The organism is Serratia sp. CY84636, assembly GCF_052166245.1.
Lineage (GTDB): Bacteria > Pseudomonadota > Gammaproteobacteria > Enterobacterales > Enterobacteriaceae > Serratia > Serratia nevei.
The window spans coordinates 1,532,260-1,555,603 of sequence record NZ_JBJNOX010000002.1; the positions used below are offsets into that span (position 1 = coordinate 1,532,260).

Below are 23,344 nucleotides of genomic sequence, written 5' to 3' on the forward strand. Positions count from 1 at the left end.
CCTCTATTAATCAAATACGTGTACGGCGCCACAGGAATAATCAAGAGCTATGCGCAAATTCACCAGCATTTCGTCACCCGGTAATGAGCAGGTGCCATAGATATCGAATAAGATCGCCAATACATACGATTGACGCTCATTCACTACCGGCACCACGCGAATCGTTTTCGGATCCAGCCGTGGCTCAAAAGACGTAATGATTCTTTGTATATGTCTCGCCAGCGTTAGCGGATCGGTATTAATCGGTATTCGTTGGCTCAGCGACGGCAGGCCATAATTCAATACCGAGCTTTCGCTGTGCGCATAATCGTGAAGTTTTAAATCTGCGCTGCGCGATGCGTCATTCAATAAGAATTCGATATCGCGCACCAGGACGCGCCGCCAATTATCGGCGCTGCCGCTTTGACTTCTCACGCTGAGCTTATCGAATAGCATGGGTAATGACGCTTTCATTTAACACCTCGCGGTAATGAGTGTGTCTGCCCGCAAGATCTGCGGGCAGACGGCCTGCAATAAGTGTTACGACATCAATGATCAGATGCGGGCGTTAAGCTTGAGGTCATACCCCGTCTTAATCACCGCACCCATGGAGCCATCGTTGTTTTGCTCTTTGTACTCAACTTCGATACGTGCGAAATTCAGCTTGATAACATCGGTGGGCAGCACGGTATCGATTTCAGTACCGATGGTGGAGTTCAGCGGCATATTACCCACGGTCTTGAATGAGGAAACCAGGCAGTTACTGAAGGTCACGGCAATAAAATCTTGCTGACCCTGGCCTGATTTACGGCAAACAAGTTTTGCCTGAGGAATATGCTCGCCGGTGGCGCACATCAGAAACAGCTTCGGCGAAGCCTTATTGCTTACCATACGGAATTCAAAGTCTTTCATTTCGACTTTGCCGGAACCACCGCCGCTGCCGAATCCCCAGCGCCCGGCATTTTCCTCCGCCCATTGCCAGGCTTGCAGCTGAATCCATCCCGGATAAGTTTGGTCAGGGGATTCACCGTCAACACCTTCAATCTTCAAAAAATAGTCTACTAAAGCTTTAGTGCTCATTTTTGTCTCCTTGACTGATAGGTCCTACTACGTTAATTGAAATGTCTACTCAGATAAGTCGTTATATTGCCTACGCAATCATTGAAATAGCGACAATGGGAACCCATTAGCCATTAATAAATAGCCATGGCGCAGAGAATAACGCCGCTAAATTTCAATGAAATATCAATTCTCACCCACGCCATTTAATAATTAACGTCGGCAATATCCAAACCAATGACCAGCCGTGACTTATCTGCTCCCATCTTTTTTGGCTGACGGAAGTTTTGATACCAATCGCAAGGACACGGTCATGCCTTCCAATTGGTAATGCGGGCGCAAATAGAAATGTGCGCGGTAATAACCCGGATCGTCTTCAACATCCTCAACGCGAACTTCGGCGGCGGCCAATGGACGACGCGCTTTCGTCGCTTCCGTCGACACGGAAGGATCGCCATCCACGTAATTCATCAGCCAGTCATTCAGCCACAGCTGCATATCGTCTCTGGAACGGAAAGAACCGATTTTGTCGCGTACGATGCATTTCAAATAGTGTGCAAAGCGGCACGTGGCAAAAATGTACGGCAGCCGGGAGGAAAGCTTGGCGTTGGCCGTCGCATCCGGATCTTCATATTTCGCCGGGGCATGCATGGTGCAAGAACCGATAAAGGCGGCGAAATCAGAATGTTTGCGATACACCAAAGGCAAGAACCCGGCGTCTGACAGCTCTTGCTCGCGCCGATCGGAAATGGCGACCTCCGTCGGGCACGTCAGCTCATAACCGCCCTCATCGGAAGGGAACGCGTAGGCGGGCAGTTCCTCCACCGAGCCGCCGGATTCGATGCCGCGGATTTTCGAACACCAGCCGTACTCATGGAAGGCGCGGTTGATGTTGACGCCCATCGCATACGCCGAGTTGGCCCAGGAGAAATCATCATCCATATCTGGCCTGACGGCCTCCTCGAAGGCGAACTCTTCGATCGGGTTGGTCTTCGCACCGTAAGGCAAACGCGACAGGAAACGCGGCATGGTCAGCACCAGATAACGCGAATCGTTGCTTTCGCGCAGGCGGCGCCAGGAAGCGTATTCCGGCGTGGTGAAAATCTTGCCGATATCCCGCGGGTTGCCCAATTCGTTCCACTTGCTCATCTGCAGCAGCGACGGCGAAGCGGCGGAAATAAACGGACAGTGCGAGGCGGCGGAAATTTTCGCCAGCTCCGTCAGCAGCGTCACGCTCATCGGGCTGTGATCGAACTCAAAATCGCCGATGATGCAGCCGAACGGCTCGCCACCGAACTGGCCATACTCTTGTTCATAAATTTGTTTGAACACCGGGCTTTGATCCCAGGCCGATCCTCGGTAGCGCCGCAGATTGCGCGTCAGCTCATCCTGGCTGATGTTCAATACCCGAATCTTCAGCGTTTCGCTGACGTTGGTATTGTCGACCAGATAACTCAGACCTTGCCAGGCGGACTCCAGCTTCTGGAACTCCTTATGGTGCAAGATATTGTTCATCTGCTGCGAAAGCTGCTCGTCGATCTGGGCGATCAGCGATTCAATGGTCAATACGACATCCTGGCTGACCTTGACCTTGCCCTGGTTGGCATATTCGGACAGCGTGCCGATGGCCCGACGAACCGCTTCTGAGGCCTCGTTCGTTCTGGGCCGGAACGAACGCTTGAGCAGACCGTCAAGCTCGTTTTCCGTTTCCTGCGTTTCAACTTCAGCGACCGCCGTTGCCTGCTGCTTAGCTGAATAGCGTCGTTGCCTCGCTCTCATTCCTCATCTCCTTTATTCCCGGAATCCTGCACATCCTGTTCCGCATCCGCGACCGTTTTACGTGCATCCGTCACCAAACGATGCAGAAAATCGGGCTTCTCCAGCAGATTCTTCACCACCTCTTCCGCGCTGGATTTGCCATCCATATACGTGATCAGTTCCGTGAGATGTTCGCGGGCCTCCAGCAGGCGTTGCATCTGCGGAACCCGTTTGGCGATGGCGCCGGGCGAAAAATCCTCCATCGATTCAAACTCTAATTCCACGTCCAGCAGCGCATCGTCCTCACTCAAGGTATTCTCCACGTAAAATTGAAGACGAGGTTTAATGGCCCGCATGCGATCGTTGAAATTGTCCTGATCGAACGTCAGGAATTTTCGCTCTTCGATCGGCAGCAAAGGTTTTTTCCGATGCCCAGAGAGATCGGACATGACCCCCGTGACAAAAGGTAACTCTACTTTCTTTTGTGAACCGTAGAGCTCTACGTCATATTCAATTTGCACGCGGGGCGCGTTATTTTTACCGATAAATTTCTGAGAGCTTGAGTCCTTAGCCATTGGAAAACTCCTTTGTGAGAAAAATTACTTCCCGGACAATTGATTTAACGAGGCCAGAGATTCCGGCAAAAGCTCCTCAACAATCGTCGCGAAGTCCATACCGATCATTTTTTGTGAACGTCGAATGAGAATGGGGGCCGGATGGCTGGGCTCATAGTTTTGGAAATAGTCCAAAACCTGGTCCAACAGCAAGATGACATCCTGCCGGGAACGGATATATTTGCCAGGCAGGGTGGCCGGCGCCTCCGCCGCTTCCGCGTCGGCCGGCGCAGCGCCGATCTCCTCCGGCAATTCCTGCTGTTCGAGAGAGAGCAGTTGGCGGCTGAAGAGCGCTAAATAGTCGCGTACCTGGCGGCAGTCCAGACGGTAATCTTCAGCCTGCAGGTTGGCGTAGTTTTCCACGCGCTCCAAGGCGTCGATTCCCTGCGACAGCTGTTCTTTTAATGACGGCATATTTCTGCCGGCAAAATAGCTGTCAGCCTGCCCCAACACCTTCACCACTTCCGAAAAATGCAGGCTTTTGCCTTCCTGCTCGTCCATTCGCATATTGAGCAGTTCATCGGTGGTTAACGGCGTATCGGGGAAGATCTTGCTGTTTTTGATTTCGTGCAGGCAGGACGAGGTAGCGAGCCAGCCTAACGCGGCCGCATGGAAGCTGTCCGTCGCCGGCTCCATATCGGCCTGAGGGAAAATGGTGCTCCCCTCTTCGGCATATTTGCCGTCGATAGCCCTGATGCCTTGATAGACAGCCGAAAAACCATCGATATGAAGGTTAGCGCGCATAAACCACAGCACGACATGTAAATCGAAGCACTGTTCAAGTAAGGCGGCGGATTGCTCGCGAATAGCATGCCAATTGATGTCGCGTGCATTATCCACGGCATTCAGCGGATCGGTTTGGCTGTCAAATTCCGATAACGTGAATTCAATTTCACTGTATCGAGGGTCAAATTCGACGCCGTTAACTGCTGTTGAGATGACTTCATTCATGGCCTGATATCCTTTTCATCAGCACTACAAACATAAAGCCTATAAAAATGGGCTTTTACATTCGCCAGTCTTTCCCAGAGTCCTTTTAGCGTAATTAGTCGTCACCAAGCCCGCAAATTGTTTAGATGTATTAATATTAACAACAATAATAGATTAAACCTATCAATAAAAACTCAGTGATCGGTTTAAACTATTTTACATTTACATATTTATTTTTCCATTTTAAAATCAATAAGTTACAAACAATAATTATGCAAGCTAATAATAGGAAAAAAATCAAAAAATGCCCTAAAAACAACGTTTCTCCGTTGGTAGGATAATTCCAATAAAACCTCAGAATACAAATAATTTAACAATCAAATGGTAACCATGGTAAATAGTGAAATTTTTTCATACAAGCATGACAGTCATTCGTTTCTTGCGATCGGGTAGCACGCAATGATCATGAGAACACGATGACAGTGTGACTTTCATTTCCAGCACTCAGTACTTACAAATGCGAAACCTGGTGTGAAAATAAACAATTTGGCGAGAGTTTTGATTATTAATTTTAAAGCTTAGGTTCTGAGTTAACATTCCGCCGTGGCGCACCTAACACGGTATTGGCACGCAAACAGCTGGGTTGATAAAGCACATTTTTTATAGTTAACCCAGGGTAATGATCAGATTAACTTAAGATTCACCCCCCATTCACCGACGTATTCTTTTACGCCAGGCCAGCACTGAGTCAGCATCTAAAAAATCGCTGGGTTCGATAAAGTGGTATGAATAATATCATTTCACCTGCCGGCAAAATAACCACTTCAATCTTGTGACGGCGATAACCCCGTTATGGCCAGCGATCCACTCCATGCTCAAGGGATGTTTTCCTAACTGATAAGACCACTAATTTGATACTAGCAAAGCCAAAACCAATATCAAGGAAAAATATTATTTTTTTAATAAAAAATTAACAAAATAATATACAGTTATTAAACAATTCAATAACTTGAAAAAACAGTATTTCTATTATTTTTAGTCTGATAAAAATAGTTCACCAAAGTTTACAGCCGTTCATAATGCCACTCATAAAATCAGTCGAAATCTCTTCACCGTTGAATTCACATCAAAAAACAAGGAAAAAATCGGAAATAAATGCAACGGGCAACATTCCTTCCCACAGGATCAACTTTCGCAAAACAAAATAAGCAAGATAATTCCCAATAAGATCGCGAAAAAGAACCGCTAATTAGTTAGCGGTACAAAATAAAAACAATATTAACCCTATAGGGTTATATTACACGCGCGTCGTCGATTATTATTAAGGAAAAAAACCTTATTGATCTTTATGTTGCCGCCATCCTCACGCAGTGCCGCCGCCGCGACTCCGGGGGTAAAAACAGACATAAAAAGAATGTGCAGCCGCATAGCCAGGTAACGCATGAAAACGGCCCAGAGACTTTTTTTACCCTACGTTCAGCCGGTGTGAGAATGTTACTGCGGGTGAAAAAGCGGAACGTAACCTCCCCTGCCTCCTTGAACGTGCGCTCCCTGAGAGAGCCGCCGCCTTTCAACTATCCCTCCACCTCACGCGAAAAGTCGGCGCGAAGCCCACCGTTTTACTGATCCAGGACATCTTTCGCATTCACCTGACTGGTACATTGATTGAAAATCATTCCTATTCAGGAGAAAAGGCCATGGTTAAATCACTGAATGCGGCATTCACTCGTCTTTTTGATCGCCCGGACGCCGGCAAGTTGGCGCTCAGATTGACCTTCGGCGGGCTGATGCTGTTTCACGGCGTAGCGAAAATTCAGCATGGCGTCGGCTGGATCGCCGGCGCGCTGCAGGAACAGGGGCTGCCCGCCTTCATCGCCTATGGCGTGTACGTGGGCGAGATCCTGGCGCCGATACTGATCATTTTGGGGCTGTTCACCCGCCCCGCCGCGCTGGTTTACGCCTTTACGCTGGTGGTGGCATTTTTGATGGTGGGCACTGGCAAGGTATTCACCGTTACCGACGTCGGCGCCTGGGGCATTGAAAACGAACTGGTGTTCTTTATGGGCGGGCTTGCCATCCTGCTGCTGGGCAGCGGCAAATACGCGATTGCGCGCAATGAAGCCTATCGGTAAGCGATACCATAATTAAGGAGGTTCCTGATTCGAACCTCCTTTGTGCACGCTTAAGGTTTGGTGAGCAGCGTGTTCGCCATGAAAGATAATAAGGCGGTCGATTCGGGGAAGACCGCGCGGTTCTCGGTGACCGCGCGATCAAACCGCCAGTTCATGATATAAACCACGGGCGCAGTCGGATACCGATTAATGAAATCCCAATACAGTTGAATTTGCGCATGAAGTTGCTGGTCGTTCATTCCTAACGACGCCGTAGAGGGCGGTACCAACACCCACTTTTGCCCGGCTGCGCTTATCGGCGCCAGGCGATTGTAGGTACTCCACATATCCGCCACCGACCAGTTGTAGTTATCCACCCCAACCCAATCGGGCGTGCTTTTGACGTTGGCCGGGCACGCGGTCGCGGGTGCGCCCTGCTGTATTTCACGGATCCATTCAGCGTTGTTGGCATGCCGGTAGGACAAGATGGTATAGACGGGGATCGCGACCCCATACTGCTGCATAGCCTGCCGCAGGGTGCAAACATAGCTGGAGTATTGGTAAGCGTCATATTTCCCCGCGGTCTGTAAGGCAGGAACGTCGAACGGCTCATCGATAAAATAAATGGCGCCCGGCTTATATTTAGCTTCGGCGATCTTCTTGACCACCGTCCAGATAGCGTTCCAGGAACCTGCGGCCTGGCAACTGCTGTTCGAGACCGCCCCAGGGCAGATATCGATAAACGGCGATCCCGATACCGCCCCCGAGCCAGCCTGAATGTTCACGGCGCAGGTGCCACCGGCGCAAACGGGCAGATTAAGGCTTGCCATCGTGTGCACCACATTCAGATTGGTCATACTGAAGCCGGTGTCGGTAATCGCCTTAAGCGCTTCTGTGGCGCTGAAAGACGGCGTGGCGGTTTCATAAAAGTCCAGCCAGTCATAGCCGTAATACTTGATATTGGCATTGGGGCCCGCCGCCAGCGCGTTAGCGCCGAACAGGCACCAGCACAGCAGTGCAAAACGTTTCAACATACTCTTCTCCTTCAAACCCTCGTCGATGTTAGCCAAAGGTGGGCGGCAAACGACGCCGCCGACCGGAAACACCATCGTGGCACCGGCTATCGGCGGTGGCCCGTCGTTTGCGTTGTGCAGCGGCAGAACGAACACGGTTCAGGTTTGAGGAATACGTCGCGTCGGTTTGCTTGCCGAGCGGCGAGGAGATGCGGGTAAAAAAAGAACCTGGAAGAGCCAGGCAAAGCCCGGCGGGAATCAAGCTTTATAGTCTGAACCGCCGGCGATCGGCCATTAACTCTCGGCCAGGCGGTACACCGGGACCTTGCGCGTGGTGCCGGTCAGGGTGTCGAAGATCTCCGTTTCCGCCGTCACGATCGCCATGCCGGTTTTTCTTAGCCTGCGCACCTCGGCGGCAATACGCTGGATGCCGAACCAGAACAATCCGTCCAGCGCCGTTACCGGCAGCCCTTGCTCGAGCGCCAACCTGAGCCGCTCACGCGGCGCCTTGAGCGCCTTGGCGATTTCCCGGTATGGCAGCGCGTCCACGCCCGATGCCGCCCGGCGGTGAATGCGGGTCGACAGGCTGTACTGAAAGGCCTCCGGCACGCCGCTCAAATCGCTTTTCAGGCTGTAGACGCAGCCGAAACGCTTGCCGTTGAACACCACATTCTTCTGGCTGAGCGGCAGCTCCTCCCGTATTCCGGCGATCAGCTGCGGCGCCCGCACCAGCAATAACCGGAAAGGCAGTTCGAAACTGGTCACATAATCCACGTTGAGCAGCGCAATGCGCAGACGCTCCTCCGCTCCGGCCTGCGTCTCGCGGCACTCGTTCAGCACCTCGCTCCACTGGTGCGCAAGCCGCGGGGCCTCATCCAGCGGCGCGAAATGGTATTTCTCGATGTGATAGTCGATTTTCTCGTTCATGCCCATTAGCCCCCGCGTCAGTCGTCATTGCCATCAGCAAATTACCTTACCCGCGGGCAACAGTACACTATCACCGCGTTCACTGCGCAGAGGAAAGCCGGGGCGAATCATCAAGCATGAGGGGAAAAAAGCCCAATATCGTGCTGGGTGAAAGCAATGCGCATCATGACGGCACGCCATGCGTCGATGGGACCACCAGCCCCGATTCCAGCTTGATGATGCGATCCGCCAGGTAGAAATAGCGATCGTCGTGAGTAATCGCGATGACCGTTTTGCCTTCGGCCTTCAGCATCGGCAAGAGTTCAAGGTAAAACACCGCCTTAAACTCCGGATCCTGATCGGCGGCCCACTCATCAAACAGATAAACAGGGCGCTCTTCCAACCACGCCTGCAGTAAAGCCAGCCGTTTTCTCTGCCCTTGAGAGAGCGCGATTGTTGAAAAACGGCCGTGGGCAAAACTGACTTTATGGCTTAACTTCAGCAGGCGAAGCAGATGTTCGACCTGCTTTGGCGTGCGCTCAGTGACGAACGCCACATCGTCAAAAAGAAAGAAGTCGTTGAACACCACCGAAAAATGCCGACGGTATATTTCCAGAAGATCGTCGCTGACCGGCTCGCCATTAAGCAAAATCGCGCCGTTATCGGGAGGATAAATTCCCACCAGCAGATTCGCCAACGTCGTCTTGCCGCTGCCATTGCCACCGACGATAAAAATGAGTTCACCGGGCGCAATGTGCATATTCAGCGGGCCAAGGGTGAAATGCTCCCCTTCTTCGTTCTGATATTGGTAACGGACATTATCCAACGCCAACGAAGCAAAAGGAGGGGGCGTAAAATGGCGCTGTGGAACTTCGGGCCTGAGTTGCGCGCGCAGCGACTGTACCCGCTGCATGGCCACCCGCGCACCGGCCAGGGTGGGCAGCGCGGATAACAGCCCTTCGACCGGCACAATCATATACAGAAACACCATGATATAGCCGGTAAGCGCCCGCTCGTCCAAAGCCAGCCCGTCGCGCAAGCTGAACAACACCAGGCCGATGAAAGCGAAAAACAGCGCGCTTCCCCAACTGCTCGCCAAACCGTACAACACGTAACCGCGGGTTCTCTCCCGGCGAACCGCGTCAATATTTTGCGCCAGTTCACCGCTGACGAATTGACGGCGGCGCACCGCGTTAAGCCGAAACTCCCTTGCACCGTCAAACAATTTTTTGCATTGCTGAATCAGCGTATCTTCCCGCTGACGCGATCGGCGCAACAAACGCATCGCGGGGCCGTGCGCGGCGCGGTAGCCCAGGCTGCCGCAGGCAATCACCGCCAATGCCAGCGCCAGTACGCTCAATGACAGGCTGCCAAGGTAAATCAGGCAGCCAACGATAACGGCGCCGAAAATCAGCAGATTGGGCAGGCTGACGAAAAACACCACCAGCGTATCGAGATCCTGTGTCAGCACGGACAGCGTTCTTGCCATCCCCGCTTTCTCCAACAGCAGCCAGCGCGTTTCGCTGACGTCTTGCACCAGTTCGCTGCGCAAGCGCGCCTTCACCTTTTGTCCCAGCGCCATAAACGTGGTTTGAGAAACCACGCGCGCCGCCAGCATCAACAGCGTCAGTAACGCAAAATCGCCTCCCGGACTCAGCCATGAAGCCTCATTGGATTGCGTCAGACCGTGATTGATCATCGCCAGCAAAGAGGCATTGCACAGCCCGCTGACGACACCGGCGACCACGGCGAGCAGTAGCCAACCGCGCACCATACGAAACAACATCATTAATACCGACATGCAAATTCCTTGCTCATACTCACACTTTTTATGGTTTTGACCGGGATGTCTTATTACGAATTAACGGCCATACCAGCAGGGGGACGCCGATCAGCGACGCCACCAACCCGACCGGCAGCTGGCGCGGGTAGAGCGCATTGCGCCCCAGCCAGTCGGCAACGGTCATGATGGCGGATGACAACAGCACGGCGGTATAGAGCTGCATCAGCGGCCCTTTCGCGCCCATCTTGCGCGCCAGATGCGGCCCCAGCAGGCCGATGAAAGACACCGGGCCGACCAGCAACGTCGCAAGCCCGGTCATGACTGCCGCCATCGCCAACACGCTGAAACGTGCGCGCGGCACTGGCACACCGAGCGCGCCGGCGACGTTACCCATCGGCAACAGCACCAGCCAGCGGCGAAACAGCGGCATCAGCGCCAGGAGAACCAGCGTGATGACAAACACGCCTTGGGCCAACGACGCGCCGACGTAATAGGTACTGCCCGTCATCAGCGGCAACAACACCGCACTTGCGGCAAGATTGTTGAGCATAACGATGCTGACCGCGGCCTGGCATAGTGCATTCAGCGCCAAACCATTGAGCAATACCCGCTGCGGATTAAAGTCGCTTCGACGGCTGTTCCACAACGTCAGCAACAGGCTTATCAGCGCGCCCCCCAGGCTACTCGCCAGCAGCCAGCCACTGCCGCCAGCGGGAAGCAAAAACACGAAGGCCGTAACCCCCATGGCCGCGCCACCGCCGATACCCAGCACTTCCGGACTGGCGAGCGGATTCCCGCTCACCCGCTGCATCAACACGCCGGCCCCCGCCAGCAGCGCACCGGCGCTCATCGCCGCCAGCAGTCGTGGCAATCGCAATGGCAGCAGGTTCGCCAGCTCCCCTCTTTCCGCCCAGTGCCAATGCTGCAATCCATGGCCGAAACATAAAGAGACCACGATCCCCGCAGCCAGAATGCCGGCCGACAACCAGATGAACCGTTGTTGATGCGAGGTCTGCGACACCGGCAACGGCGGTGCAAGATCGATACTTTGCTGCCGTGCAAAACGCGCCAACAGCATCAGCAACGGGCCGCCGGTAAGGGCGGTCAGCATGCCGACGGGCAGCAGCTGACCGCTCTCCAACGACACGCGAGAGACGCAAAGATCGGTCAGCCACAGCAGGCCCGCACCGATGAGCGCCGTATGCAGCACCATTTGCCGGGATGTTCGCGCGCCGCCAAAGCGCGCCAGATGGGGCGCTGCGAGCCCCAAAAAACCGATGACGCCGACGGCGTTAATGATGAGGGCGCTCATGGTCAGCGCCAGCAGCACCGCGGCGGCGCGGATGCGCACCGGCGATGCACCAAGGCTGCTGACCACGGTTTCCGGCAGTTGCAGCAGTTCAAGCGGGCGCAGCAAGAACAACAGGCCCATTACGCAGACCGCGAGCCACGGCAACATCCGCAGCAGAATTTGCCCGTTTTCCACCGCCAGCGAACCGCCTCCCCACATCAGCACCTGAAGTAAAAAGCGATCGTTGATAATGGCGATCAGCAAAGTCAGTGCCCCACACCACAAATTGATCATGATGCCCGCCTGCACCATCGCCAGCGGCGACATGCGCTGACGCCAGCTGAGCGCCAGCACGCACGCGAGCGCCGCAATCTCACCGGCAATCACCACGGCGGTGCGCGCGCCGACCAGCAGCGACGGCAGCCACAACGATGCCAGCCCCATCGCCAACGTCGCTCCGGCGGTCATGCCGAGCGTCATCGGCTCCGCCAAGGGATTGCGCAGCGCACGCTGCATTAACCAGCCGCACAGCCCCAGCGTAGCGCCCCCCACCATCGCCATACCCTGACGCGGCAACCACATGCTATGCAGGATAATGGCCGCCGGATCGAGATTATGCTCGGAGAACAACGCGACAATGCCGCCCTGCCGATGAATATCGGTCAGCGCCAACGGCAACGACGTCAGCCACAACGCGGCGATTACCCCCCAGGAAAGACGGCGGGAAAAAGATTCATACATCACGCCACCTCATCATCATCCCGGTAAAAATATCGGCAAAGCGCCCGGCGGTTATCAGGGCGCCGGCATCGCTGATGTTTTCTTCTATCAGGTTCAGGTTGTGCGCTGCGGTCAGCGGCAGACGTTGCCACAGCGAGCTTTGGCGCCATTGAGACACCGACTCCCGCTGATCGTCAGGCGTCAACAGCATCAGCCGCGCATTCAGATCGGCAATGCGGGTCAGCTCCACCAGCACGCTGCCTTCCGCTCCCGCGCCGCCATGCCATCCGTTGCGCAGCCCGCAGGCGGCCAATACGTCGCCGGGAAGACTGCCTGCGGTGTAGACCCGCAGGTGCAGCGCATCTACCGGGGCGGCGAGCAGCGCCGGACGTTCAACCTGCCGCGCCAGCAGCGAGGCGCGGCTCAGCTTGCCGTTCAGGCTGGCCAATATCTGCGCGGCCTGAGGCTGCCGCTGAAGCCGTTCGCCCAATTGCCGGGCGGCGCTGATGAGTTCCGCCAGCCCATGAGCCGGCAGCGCGATCGTCGGCGCGATACGTTCAAGCGCCGGCTTCAGCAACGCATGCTGCGGCGTGATGACAATCGCGTCCGGCCGCAGTGCGTACAGCGTTTCCAGATTGGGCTGAAACAGCAGGCCAAGATCCAACGCCGACGCAGGCAGCGTAGGCGTCGGGATCAGCTTGCGATACCAATCCGGCGCTGAGACGCCCGCCGGAGTCACCCCCAGCGCCAACAGAATTTCCGTCAGTCCCCAATCCAACACGGCCAGCTTTTGCGGCGGCCGGCCGGCGTCGGCCCGCGCGTAAAGCGGGGCCAACAGGAGAGCGGTCAACAACCTGCGTCGCGACAGCATCTGTCACCACTTATAGCTGAGGGTCGCGATGTACTGGCGTTTCAGCGCATACTCGCAGCCATTGTTGGAGCAGGAAGCCAGGTAGGTTTTGTTGCCGAGATTGGCGGCATTCAGCGCCAGCTGCCATTGGCGCCACTGATAGCCGACGCGCGCATCGTAGACCGTGGCCGCCGGCACCTTCAGGCCGTTGTCCGTGGTGGCGTAGCTGGTGCCGACATAGCGCACGCCGCCGCCCAGCGTCACACCGTCAAGCGCGCCGTCGAAGGCATATTGGCTCCAGAGCTTGGCGGTATTGCGCGCAATGCCCACCGGACGCTTGCCCTGCGTATCGTCGTTGGCACTCAGCACTTTCGGATCGGTCAGGTTGTACGATGCCAGCACCGACCACGCCGGCGTGATATTGATGCGGCCATCAAGCTCAACTCCGCGCGAGCGCACTTCGCCGGTCTGCACGCTGAAGTTCGGGTGATCGGGATCGGCGGTCGCCACGTTGGTTTCCCGCAGGTCGTACAACGCCAGGGTAAACAAGGCATCCAGCCCGACCGGATCGTATTTCAACCCCACTTCCGTCTGCTTGCCTTCGGTCGGTTTAAAGGCGTGGCCGTAAAAGTCATTGCTGCTGCTCGGCACAAACGAAGTGGAATAGCTGATGTAAGGCGCCAATCCGTTATCGAAGTGGTACAGCAGTCCGGCGCGCCCGGTCGTTGCATAGTCATTGCGCTCGGTACGAGCGTCGTTCAGCAGATCGATACTTTTGGTTTTCGCCGCGTCGTAACGGCCGGCCAGGTTCAGGATCCAGCTCCCCAGTTCGAGTTGGTCCTGGAGATAGAGCCCGGTTTGATCGAGCGTATTGTGCGTACTGCTATCGAGCGGCGGTATGGCCACCGGCACGCTATAGTCCGGGTTGAGGAAGTTAATCGGGCTGGCGTCGCCGTAGCCCGACTGGCTGCGCACCGAGGTATGCATCCGGTCGATCCCGGTCAGCAGCGTATGTTTCACCCGACCGGTATCAAAGTGGAATTCAGCCTGGTTATCCACCGCGAAGTTGGTCATGCTCTCCTTCAGGTTCATCGAATAGCGATCGATGAGCGGCGCATCCGCATGCACACCCCATGGATAGACCATCAGATAGTCGCCGGTGCTGCTGAGGTAACGCAGATTCTGGCGGAAAGTCACCGTATCGTTGAAATCGTGCCGGAACTGGTAACCGATGCTGCCCTGCTGGCGTTCGTACTTGTCGAAGCCCGGCTGGCCGCCATAAAAACGGGTCGAGATGTGGCCGTACGGGTTGGGCGTCAAGGTGCCGGAAAGCGGCATCTGGTTGTAGAATCCGCTGTCCGGATCTTTGCGCAGCTGCGAAATAATCGTCAGGCTGGTGTGCGCATCCGGCTGCCACGTCAGCGACGGCGCGATGTCATAATGCTGATAGCGGGTATGATCGACCTGGGTTTCGGTATCAAAAAAGGTCCCCGCCACGCGCCCCAACAGCGTGCCGTTATCGTTCAGCGGCCCGGTGGCGTCGACGCCGGCGCCAAACTGATTTTCGTTGCCCGCGCTGACATACACCTCACCGGACGGGGTCGCCTGCGGCGTTTTGCTGACCAGGTTGACGATCCCGCCGGGATTCGCCTGGCCATACAGTACCGAGGAAGGGCCTTTGACCACTTCGATGCGCGACAGCAGGAACGGATCCCACGCCGGACGGCTCCACCACGCTTCGCGCGGCAGCCGCAGGCCATCAAGGTATTCGTCGGCTTCAAAACCGCGCACGATGATGGTGTCGAAACGGGTATCCGGTCCGGCGCTCTCCGAGTTGACGCCGGAAACATAGCGCAGCGCCTGCGGGACGTTTTTCGCCGCTTGCGCGTCAATCTCTGCTTGCGTCACCACAGAGATGCTCTGTGAAGTGCGGCTAATCGGCTGGTTTGACTTCGTCGCGGAGGCGGCGCCGTGCGCCACCAGCGTGCTCTCGTCATCCTGATCCTGAGACGCCGCCGCGCTCACCACCAGCGTCTCTTCTTTTGTGGTATTCTGCCCGCCATCCGCGGTAAAGGCTTGCCCGCTATAGCCTGCGATTATCGTATATACCAGCACTTTCAACGGTTTTTCCCTGAAAAATTTGCCCATCTGTCTCTTCGCCTTTCCGACTGTTAGTAGAATTTGATGGAAATGATAATTATTCAACTTTAAAAGAGAAGCCCGTTCATGGCAGAATGGCGCTACCGACAGTCAGGATGTCGCCAGACGGACAAACGTTGTCCGTTATCGCAGCAATAGGCACAAATGGTGAGAACCGGACAGAGGCAGGTAAACATGACATCCCATCACGGTATTGAAGGCCTGCGTCAACTGCGCTACAGCCCCGGCAGCCAAGAGCCCGTCCATCAGCATGAGCAGGGGCAGCTGATTTTGCCGCTGCGCGGCGTGGCGAAAATCGCCACCGCGCAGCATATCTGGCTGCTCTCGCCGGGCCGCGCCATTTGGCTCCCCAGCGGCACACCGCACGGTTTGGAAGCCATCAATGACGTCGTGACGCACAACATCTATTTTACGCCGCCCTTTTCTCGTCGCTATGGCGCACGCCCCCAGGGGTTGAGCGCCACTCCCCTGCTACATCCCCTGATTGCCGCCGGGCTTGAAAACGCCATTTCCGCCGAACGGCTTACGCTCATTCAAAATCTGCTGAGCGATGAGTTTCAACGTATGCAGACAGGCCAACTGTGTCACGTGACCCTGCCGAGCGACCGGCGCCTGCGCCAGGTATGCGATGCTTTGTGCCGCGAATTGGGCCATGGCGAAACGCTCGCCTGGTGGGGGAAAAAGGTCGGCGCCAGCGAACGCACCCTGGCGAGGCTGTTTCGCGAAGAGACCGCGCTGAGCTTTTCCGAATGGCGCCAGCAAATTCGCCTGCTGGAGGCGGTATGCAATCTGGCGCGCGGCGTAGCCGTGGGTCAACTGGCCCACGAACTGGGTTACGCCAGCCCTAGCGCGTTCATCGCCATGTTCCGCAAAAAACTGGGCGTATCGCCGCAACGCTATATTCACAGCGCGCTGGAAGCGTGAAAGTCGGGCTGATGATTTTAGCGTCGCATGCAAGAACATCATCAGGAACGCTGACGACCTTGCCGGTGGATAGCGACGAGGATTCGGCCCCACCGACACTCTCCCAAGATGCGGAAAGGCGTTGACGCATGATTTTTCTGCATTCGAGAAAAACCAACCATTAACTCAATCGGACAGTATCCACTGCCCTTTAGTCGTGTAACAGCAACGATATCTCGGCGGCAGCTATGCGCAACAACGGTAAATGGTGCTGATACAACCTCTCGGCGGAAACCTGGCCGGCGTGCACACCGACGTTCAACGCTGCGGCGATACGGCCGTCCGGCGTGGTGAGCGGCACCGCCAGTGAACGCAAGCCAATCTCCAGCTCCTGATCGTTGATGGCATATCCCTGCTGACGTACGCGTGCCAGCTCTTCTCGCAGCGCACTGACGCTCACCAAGGTATGGCTGGTATAGCGCAGTTGCGTCAACCGCGCCAAATAGTCATTTAATGGCTCATTGGCGAGCCCGCTCAGCAGAACACGCCCCATCGACGTCGTGCTGGCCGGTAAACGACTGCCGACGTGTAAATCGATGGTCATGATCCGCGAAGTGGATGCGCGGGCGATATACAGAATGTCATCACCGTCCAATATGGCCATGGAACAGGACTCATTGAGTGTTTGGCTGAGCTGCCTCAACACCGGCTGCGCCGCGTTGGCTAATGGAGAAGCCGCCAGCCAGTTATGGCCCAGCGATAAAACGCGCGGGCGCAGCTCATAGTTCTTGCCGTCTTCCGCGTACACAAACCCCAGTTTACTCAGGGTGTAAAGACAGCGGCGGACGGCCGCACGCGGAATGCCGGTACGTTGACTAACCTGCGATACCGACATCAGCCGCCGCTGCGGAGTAAAAGCCTGCAAGACTTCCAGTCCTCGCGCCAAAGAGGCCATGAAATCGGGATCCCCTTTCCAGGGGTCGGTGCTGCTGCGCGTAATTTCCTGTTCTTTTTCCATTCTCGTTACCCTGCCGTCTTGATGAAATGTCGGTGTGCCGACGATCACAGCCTGCGAACCCCCGTTAAACAATAGCCGATAATCGCACACTTTTTCGATAATCGGTATTGTTTGCATGTGACGTACGATCTACTTTTCCCCTAACGCGAAAACATTCCCCGGCGAGCGCCGAACGAAAGGAACAGCAGATGATCGATAAAAGTGTGGCCACCCTGGAAGAAGCCGTATCAGTCATTCCGGACGGTGCGTGCATCATGATTGGCGGCTTTGGCCCTGCAGGACAACCGCTGGAGTTGATCGATGCATTGATTGGCCTCGGTGCTCGCGATCTTACGGTGATCAGCAATAACGCCGGCAACGGAGAAAGCGGCCTCGCGGCGCTGCTTAAGACCGGTTGTGTACGAAAAATGATTTGTTCTTTTCCGCGCCAGGCCGACTCCTGGGTATTCGATGGCCTTTATCGCCGCGGCGCAATCGAGCTGGAGCTGGTGCCGCAGGGTAACCTTGCGGCGCGCATGCAGGCGGCGGGCAGCGGCTTAGGCGGCATTTTCACCCCAACGGCCTTTGGCACGCCGCTGGCGCAAGGCAAAGAAACACGTGAAATCGACGGACGCCATTACGTGTTCGAAACACCGTTAAAAGCTGACTTTGCGTTGATAAAAGCCCATCGGGGCGATCGCTGGGGCAATCTGGTTTACCGCAAAGCGGCGCGCAATTTTGGCCCGGTGATGGCCATGGCCGCGACCACCACGATAGCGCAGGTCTCTGAAGTGGTGCCGTTAGGGAGCCTGGATCCGGAAAACGTGGTGACTCCGGGCATTTTCGTGCAGCGCCTGGTGGCAGTGACTCGCCCTTCTACGCTTTCCATCTCAGCCTGAGGAGTTCTACATGCAAAAATTAACCCGTGACCAGCTAGCCCAACGGGTAGCGCGCGATATTCCGGAAGGATCTTATGTCAATCTCGGGATCGGGCTGCCCACGCGGATCGCCAACTACCTGCCCGCCGACAAGGAAGTGATTCTGCACAGTGAAAATGGCCTGCTCGGCATGGGGCCGTCGCCCGCACCGGGCGAAGAGGATCCGGAACTTATCAATGCCGGTAAAGAGCAGGTGACATTGCTGCCCGGCGGCTGTTATTTCCATCATGCCGACTCCTTTACCATGATGCGCGGCGGCCATCTCGATATCTGTGTGATGGGGGCTTATCAGGTGTCGGTCGCCGGCGATCTGGCCAACTGGAGCACCGGTGCCGAAGACGCGATTCCGGCGGTGGGAGGCGCAATGGATCTGGCTATCGGCGCGCGCCAGGTCTATGTGATGATGGACTATCTGACCAAAACCGGCGAATGCAAGCTGGTGGAACAATGCAGCTACCCGCTGACCGGGTTAGGTTGCGTCAGCCGTATTTATACGGATATGGCGATCGTCGAGATTACGCGGGGCGGCCCGCGGGTGCTGGAGCTGTGTCCGGGGCTCACCTTCGACGCGCTGCAAGCCTTAACGCCGGTACGTTTACTGCAATCCGAATTGACCCCAGCTTGAGGAAATCGCCATGCAACAGGCTTTTATCTGCGATGCCGTTCGTACGCCATTTGGCCGTTACGGTGGCGCCTTATCCGCTCTGCGCGCCGACGATTTGGCCGCCCTGCCCCTGAAGGCGCTGCTTGCCAGACTGCCGCAGCTGGATCCTCAGGCCATTGATGACGTTATTCTGGGGTGCGCCAACCAGGCCGGTGAAGACAACCGCAACGTGGCGCGAATGGCGCTGCTGTTAGCAGGATTGCCCCACACCGTACCGGGCACCACTCTCAATCGCCTGTGCGGTTCGGGATTGGACGCGGTGGGGATGGCGGCGCGCACCATTAAATGCGGCGAAGCGGAGATCGTCATCGCGGGTGGCGTGGAAAGCATGTCGCGCGCGCCGTTTGTCACAGGCAAAGCGGACAGCGCCTTCAGTCGGGCGTTGAAAATGGAAGATACGACCATGGGGTGGCGTTTTATCAACCCGCAAATGCGCGCTCAGTTTGGTGTCGAAACCATGCCTGAAACCGCCGAAAATGTGGCCCGCGATTTCACCATCAGCCGCACCGATCAAGACGCCTTCGCGTTGCGCAGCCAACAGCGCACTGCCCGCGCTCAGGAGCTGGGCTTGTTTGATGAGGAACTGATCGCCGTCAGCATTCCCCAGCGCAAAGGCGAACCGCTTTGCATAAAGCGCGACGAACATCCCCGCAGCACTTCTTTAGCCGCGCTGTCCGCCCTGAAGGGCGTCGTACACGCCGAGGGGAGCGTCACCGCCGGCAACGCATCGGGCATCAACGACGGGGCCAGCGCCCTGCTCATTGCCAGCGAGCGGGCAGCGGTGCAGTATGGACTCGCCCCGCTGGCGCGAGTGGTCGCCATGTCAGCCTGCGGCGTAGAACCGCGCATCATGGGGTACGGGCCGGTTCCCGCGGTTCGCAAGGTACTGGCGCAAATCGGTCTGCGCCTGGCGCAAATGGACGCCATCGAATTGAATGAGGCCTTTGCCGCCCAGGCACTGGCCGTGACGCGCGCTCTGGGGTTACCGGATGATGCGGAACAGGTCAACCCTCACGGCGGCGCCATCGCGCTGGGCCATCCTCTGGGCGCATCCGGCGGCAGGCTGGCCATGACCGCCGCTTATCAGCTGCGTCGCACCGGCGGGCGCTTTGCCCTGTGCACCATGTGCGTAGGTGTTGGGCAGGGCGTCGCCTTGATTCTGGAACGGATATAACCAATGTCACTCTATAGCGCAATGTTTATGACGTCGCCTTTGACGCCCTGCTTCAGCGATACGGCCCTGCTACAGGGCATGCTCGATTTCGAAGCCGGCCTGGCGCAAGCTCTGGCCTCGGCCAGGCTGATCGATAACGAGTCGGCTCGAATCATACGCAGCCACTGCCGGGCGGAGAAACTCGACGCCGCCGCACTGGCGCAGTCCGCCGGATTGGCGGGCAATTTAGCGATTCCGCTCGTCAAACAATTGACGGCGCTGGTGGCTCAAAGCTCGCCGGAAGCGGCGCGTTTCGTTCACTGGGGGGCAACCAGTCAGGATGCGATGGACAGCGGGCTGATGCTGCAACTGCGCAGCGCGCTTAGCCAAACCGAAACGCTGCTCAATCAGCTGATTGCGGCACTGACGGCGCAATGTCGGCGCCATAGCGCAACGTTAATGGTCGGCCGCACCTGGCTGCAACACGCGTTACCCACGACGCTGGGGCTGAAGTTGGCCGGCACGCTGGACGCCTTGCTGCGCTTTCGGGTTCGTCTGGCCGAGATGCGGCCACGCGCGCTCGCGCTGCAATTCGGCGGTGCCGCCGGCACGCTCGCCTCATTCGGCGAGCGGGGAGAACGCGTCGAGCAGGCGCTGGCGGAAGCGCTGGCGCTGCCGCGCAGCGCCACGCCGTGGCATACCCAACGCGACCGGTTGTTGGAACTGGCCGGCTGGTATGCCGGGCTCACGGGAACGCTTGGCAAGCTGGCGCGCGACCTGTCGCTGTTGATGCAAACCGAGGTCGCTGAAATCAGCGAGCCGTCGGCCCCGGGTCGCGGCGGTTCCTCCACCATGCCGCATAAGCGTAATCCGGTACTCTGCGCCGCCATCCTCAGCGCGGCTAACCGCTTGCCTGCGCTGATGTCGGGGTTATATGCCGGCCTGGTGCAAGAGCACGAACGCGCGCTGGGAGGCTGGCAGGCCGAGTGGCAAAGCCTGCCGCAACTCCTGGTGCTGAGCGGAGCGACAATGGCGCAAAGCCTTGACCTCATTAACGGCCTGCAGGTGCATGAAGCGGCGATGCGGCGCAATCTGGCGCTGACGCAGGGGCAAATCATGGCTGAATCGGTTTCCCTGGCCTTAGCCCCGCTTCTCGGCCGCCAACAGGCGCACCAGCATATCGCGCAATGTTGCCGCCAGGCACAGGAAACGCAGCAATCCCTGTTAACCCTACTGTGCGCCGATGCGGAAGTCTCTTCACGGCTCAGCCGGGAAAAGCTGGAGACGTTGCTCGATCCGGCCAATGCCATAGGCAGCGCACAGCGTTTCATCCAACAAGTTTTGGCAACGGCCGAGAAGGAGCAATGATGTTGAATTATGTCCTGGAAGGGCCCGAAAACGCCCCGGTCGTTCTGTTCAGCAATTCGCTGGGGACGTCGTTGGAAATGTGGCAACCGCAGCGCGACGCGCTCATCCCCCACTATCGTATTCTGCGATACGACGTTGCCGGCCACGGCGCATCGCCGCCCAGTGGACAACCCGACTCGCTGGCGCAATTAGGCAGACAGGTGCTGTCATTGCTGGACGCTCTGGCGATTGAGCGCGTTCATTTTTGCGGCATCTCCATGGGAGGGTTAACAGGATTATGGCTGGCGCGTTTTCATCCCGATCGCTTGCTGACGTTGACCCTCGCCAATAGCGCAGCAAAAATCGGGACGGCGGCGAATTGGCAACAACGCGCCGCGCAAGTGCGCCAGTCCGGGATGTCCGCCGTCAGCGATGGCGCAGCATCACGCTGGTTCACGCCGGCATTTTGCCAATCCGCCCCCGCCAGGGTGCAAGCATTATTGCAACAGCTCACCGCCTGCGATCCCGACAGCTATGCCGCTTGCTGCGAAGCGCTGGCAAACGCCGATTTACGCGCCGAGCTGGAAGGTATTCTCGTGCCGACGCTGATTATCGCCGGACATGACGACGCGGTAACCACCGTCGATGATGCAAAAGCGTTAGTGGCGGGCATTCCCGACGCTCAACTCGTCATCTTGCCCGCCTCCCACCTTTCCAGCGTCGAGGCCTGGCGGGCATTTAATCGCACCTTCCGGGCCTTTTTGGATGAACAGCTCACGCAGCGGCAACGCTATCGGCAAGGTATGACGATGCGCAGAGCCGTATTGGGCGATGAGCATGTCGATAATACCCTCGCGACGCTGTCGTCGTTCAACGAAGAGTTTCAACATTTCATCACTCGCTACGCCTGGGGGGAGATGTGGACGCGTCCGGGTCTGTCGCGCCATACCCGCAGCCTGCTCACCATCGCGATGTTGATCGCCTTAAATCGCGAAGCTGAACTGAAAATGCATCTACGTGCCGCCTTCAACAACGGCGTCACGCGCGAAGAGCTCAAAGAAGTGCTGATGCATGCGGCGCTTTACTGTGGCCTGCCCGCCTCGAACGCCGCCTTTCATCTGGCGCAATCCGTCTTTGCCGAACACGATGCCGGGCAGCCACCGGTCGAATAAAACAGCCGTTTATACCGGCACATCCAACACTCTCTGACGCAGCGCTGCGACCAGGCGCTGTTGCTCAGGGGGCGTGAACGCCTCTTGCCGGGTAATGATGCCCAACGGCTCTGCCATGCCCTGAGTAGGCAACGGCAGCGCACGCAAATGATTGCCGAACAGATCGTCGCGCACCGCGCCGTAAGGCACCAGCCAAACATAGCCATACTGCAGCGTCAGGCAACGCGCCAGGGTGATCGACAAGGTCTCGACGCATCCTTCCGGCACGGCCAGGCCGTGGCTGACAATAAGCGCCTCCGCATTCTGGCGCGGTACGGTCCCACGCGGTGAGAGCACCAATGGCCAACTCAGGGCCTCCGCCAGCGTGACATCCGCATGCAGCAGCGGATGATGGGGGGAAACCACCAGCCGCAGCGTTTCATGGTACAGCAGCTCGAAATTGAGCCCTTCCATGCGAGAGGGATCTGACATGCGCCCTATCCCCAAGGTTAATTGCCCGGATCTCACTGCCATGATCAACGCATCGTTGGCCAACGTCGAGACCTGCATACGCCAACCCGGGGATTGCTGCTGCAAGCCCACCACAACCGGCGCGACCAGACTCACTACCGTGGTAGGGAGTGCACCGATATGCAATGGCGCCGGCAGCGCCTCGCTGTCCGAAGCGATCGTACGGCCCAGCACGTTCAGCGCATCCAAAACGCGCCCCGCATCCTGCAGGAAACGCTCCCCGGCGGCGGTCAGCTCCGCCCCCTGCCGGTTGCGCGAAAACAGGCGCTCGCCGGCTAAGCTTTCCAGTTCGTTGAGCGTTTTGGAGAGTGCGGGCTGCGTGAGGCCCAATTGCTGTGCGGCGCGCACCAGCGTCCCCTGCTGCGCGGTGGCGACAAAGGCGTGCAGGTGACGCAGACGTATGCGTTGGCTAAACCGAGAGGTCATGTTCATGATTTATAGTATTAACTTGCCGCCGACGCGGCAAGCTCATTCTCAGGACGAACG

20 protein-coding genes are annotated in these 23,344 nt (G+C 57.1%); 7 read left to right on the forward strand and 13 right to left on the reverse strand.

Annotated features, from left to right (window positions below; all coding sequences use genetic code 11):
* Positions 1–6 precede the first annotated feature (6 nt).
* From ACJ8QI_RS11770 to ACJ8QI_RS11790, 5 genes are all read right to left on the reverse strand, one after another.
* A complete protein-coding gene (locus ACJ8QI_RS11770; protein ID WP_038872306.1) occupies positions 7–453 on the reverse strand; it encodes a type VI secretion system baseplate subunit TssE in 447 nt (148 codons plus the stop codon).
* A gap of 81 nt (positions 454–534) precedes the next feature.
* Entirely contained in the window at positions 535–1,059 is a 525-nt protein-coding gene (locus tag ACJ8QI_RS11775) for an Hcp family type VI secretion system effector (protein ID WP_004935369.1), read from the reverse strand.
* A gap of 231 nt (positions 1,060–1,290) precedes the next feature.
* Positions 1,291–2,817 (reverse strand): type VI secretion system contractile sheath large subunit, encoded by a 1,527-nt coding sequence (tssC, locus tag ACJ8QI_RS11780; protein ID WP_019456177.1) that lies wholly within the window; start codon positions 2,815–2,817, stop codon positions 1,291–1,293.
* Positions 2,814–3,371: a type VI secretion system contractile sheath small subunit gene (tssB, locus tag ACJ8QI_RS11785; RefSeq protein ID WP_038872309.1), complete on the reverse strand. Its 558-nt coding sequence runs from the start codon at positions 3,369–3,371 to the stop codon at positions 2,814–2,816. Before tssB ends, tssC begins: the two co-directional genes overlap by 4 nt.
* A gap of 24 nt (positions 3,372–3,395) precedes the next feature.
* The gene (locus ACJ8QI_RS11790) at positions 3,396–4,361 is read right to left on the reverse strand and encodes an ImpA family type VI secretion system protein (protein WP_060439586.1); all 966 of its coding nucleotides are present in this window, start codon (positions 4,359–4,361) and stop codon (positions 3,396–3,398) included.
* Between the two features lie 1,676 nt (positions 4,362–6,037).
* Between ACJ8QI_RS11790 and ACJ8QI_RS11795 the strand changes: the two genes are divergently transcribed.
* A complete protein-coding gene (locus tag ACJ8QI_RS11795) occupies positions 6,038–6,472 on the forward strand; it encodes a DoxX family protein (protein WP_060420434.1) in 435 nt (144 codons plus the stop codon).
* A 50-nt stretch (positions 6,473–6,522) separates the two neighbouring features.
* Here ACJ8QI_RS11795 and ACJ8QI_RS11800 read toward each other — a convergent pair whose 3' ends face one another.
* The 6 genes from ACJ8QI_RS11800 to ACJ8QI_RS11825 form a co-directional block, all read right to left on the reverse strand.
* Positions 6,523–7,485, reverse strand: coding sequence for a hypothetical protein (locus ACJ8QI_RS11800; protein WP_442532525.1), 963 nt, complete (start codon positions 7,483–7,485; stop codon positions 6,523–6,525).
* A 273-nt stretch (positions 7,486–7,758) separates the two neighbouring features.
* Positions 7,759–8,391, reverse strand: coding sequence for a helix-turn-helix domain-containing protein (locus ACJ8QI_RS11805; RefSeq protein WP_038872328.1), 633 nt, complete (start codon positions 8,389–8,391; stop codon positions 7,759–7,761).
* A 163-nt stretch (positions 8,392–8,554) separates the two neighbouring features.
* Positions 8,555–10,171: a cyclic peptide export ABC transporter gene (locus ACJ8QI_RS11810; protein ID WP_442532526.1), complete on the reverse strand. Its 1,617-nt coding sequence runs from the start codon at positions 10,169–10,171 to the stop codon at positions 8,555–8,557.
* Between the two features lie 28 nt (positions 10,172–10,199).
* On the reverse strand, positions 10,200–12,185 hold the full coding sequence (fhuB, locus tag ACJ8QI_RS11815; RefSeq protein WP_442532527.1) for a Fe(3+)-hydroxamate ABC transporter permease FhuB: 1,986 nt from the start codon (positions 12,183–12,185) through the stop codon (positions 10,200–10,202).
* Complete coding sequence (locus ACJ8QI_RS11820) at positions 12,178–13,017, reverse strand: iron-siderophore ABC transporter substrate-binding protein (protein ID WP_442532528.1); 840 nt, start codon at positions 13,015–13,017, stop codon at positions 12,178–12,180. Before ACJ8QI_RS11820 ends, fhuB begins: the two co-directional genes overlap by 8 nt.
* A gap of 21 nt (positions 13,018–13,038) precedes the next feature.
* On the reverse strand, positions 13,039–15,129 hold the full coding sequence (locus ACJ8QI_RS11825) for a TonB-dependent siderophore receptor (protein WP_259677977.1): 2,091 nt from the start codon (positions 15,127–15,129) through the stop codon (positions 13,039–13,041).
* Between the two features lie 219 nt (positions 15,130–15,348).
* Here ACJ8QI_RS11825 and ACJ8QI_RS11830 point away from each other — a divergent pair, with 219 nt between their 5' ends.
* Complete coding sequence (locus ACJ8QI_RS11830; protein ID WP_049240784.1) at positions 15,349–16,098, forward strand: AraC family transcriptional regulator; 750 nt, start codon at positions 15,349–15,351, stop codon at positions 16,096–16,098.
* Between the two features lie 190 nt (positions 16,099–16,288).
* Here ACJ8QI_RS11830 and ACJ8QI_RS11835 read toward each other — a convergent pair whose 3' ends face one another.
* Positions 16,289–17,095 (reverse strand): IclR family transcriptional regulator domain-containing protein, encoded by an 807-nt coding sequence (locus ACJ8QI_RS11835; protein WP_336842886.1) that lies wholly within the window; start codon positions 17,093–17,095, stop codon positions 16,289–16,291.
* Between the two features lie 188 nt (positions 17,096–17,283).
* Between ACJ8QI_RS11835 and ACJ8QI_RS11840 the strand changes: the two genes are divergently transcribed.
* From ACJ8QI_RS11840 to pcaDC, 5 genes are read left to right on the forward strand one after another with little or no spacing between them, the layout of a single operon-like run.
* Complete coding sequence (locus ACJ8QI_RS11840) at positions 17,284–17,973, forward strand: 3-oxoacid CoA-transferase subunit A (RefSeq protein ID WP_336842600.1); 690 nt, start codon at positions 17,284–17,286, stop codon at positions 17,971–17,973.
* A 10-nt stretch (positions 17,974–17,983) separates the two neighbouring features.
* Entirely contained in the window at positions 17,984–18,637 is a 654-nt protein-coding gene (locus ACJ8QI_RS11845) for a 3-oxoacid CoA-transferase subunit B (RefSeq protein ID WP_336842602.1), read from the forward strand.
* A gap of 10 nt (positions 18,638–18,647) precedes the next feature.
* Entirely contained in the window at positions 18,648–19,850 is a 1,203-nt protein-coding gene (gene pcaF / locus ACJ8QI_RS11850; RefSeq protein WP_442532529.1) for a 3-oxoadipyl-CoA thiolase, read from the forward strand.
* 3 nt (positions 19,851–19,853) lie between these two features.
* On the forward strand, positions 19,854–21,197 hold the full coding sequence (gene pcaB, locus ACJ8QI_RS11855; protein WP_442532530.1) for a 3-carboxy-cis,cis-muconate cycloisomerase: 1,344 nt from the start codon (positions 19,854–19,856) through the stop codon (positions 21,195–21,197).
* A complete protein-coding gene (pcaDC, locus tag ACJ8QI_RS11860; protein ID WP_442532531.1) occupies positions 21,194–22,348 on the forward strand; it encodes a bifunctional 3-oxoadipate enol-lactonase/4-carboxymuconolactone decarboxylase PcaDC in 1,155 nt (384 codons plus the stop codon). The genes pcaB and pcaDC overlap by 4 nt, the downstream gene beginning before the upstream one ends.
* Before the next feature lie 9 nt (positions 22,349–22,357).
* On the opposite strand, the gene ACJ8QI_RS11865 is transcribed toward pcaDC, so the two are convergent.
* Entirely contained in the window at positions 22,358–23,290 is a 933-nt protein-coding gene (locus tag ACJ8QI_RS11865; protein ID WP_442532532.1) for a LysR substrate-binding domain-containing protein, read from the reverse strand.
* Positions 23,291–23,344: the final 54 nt, after the last annotated feature.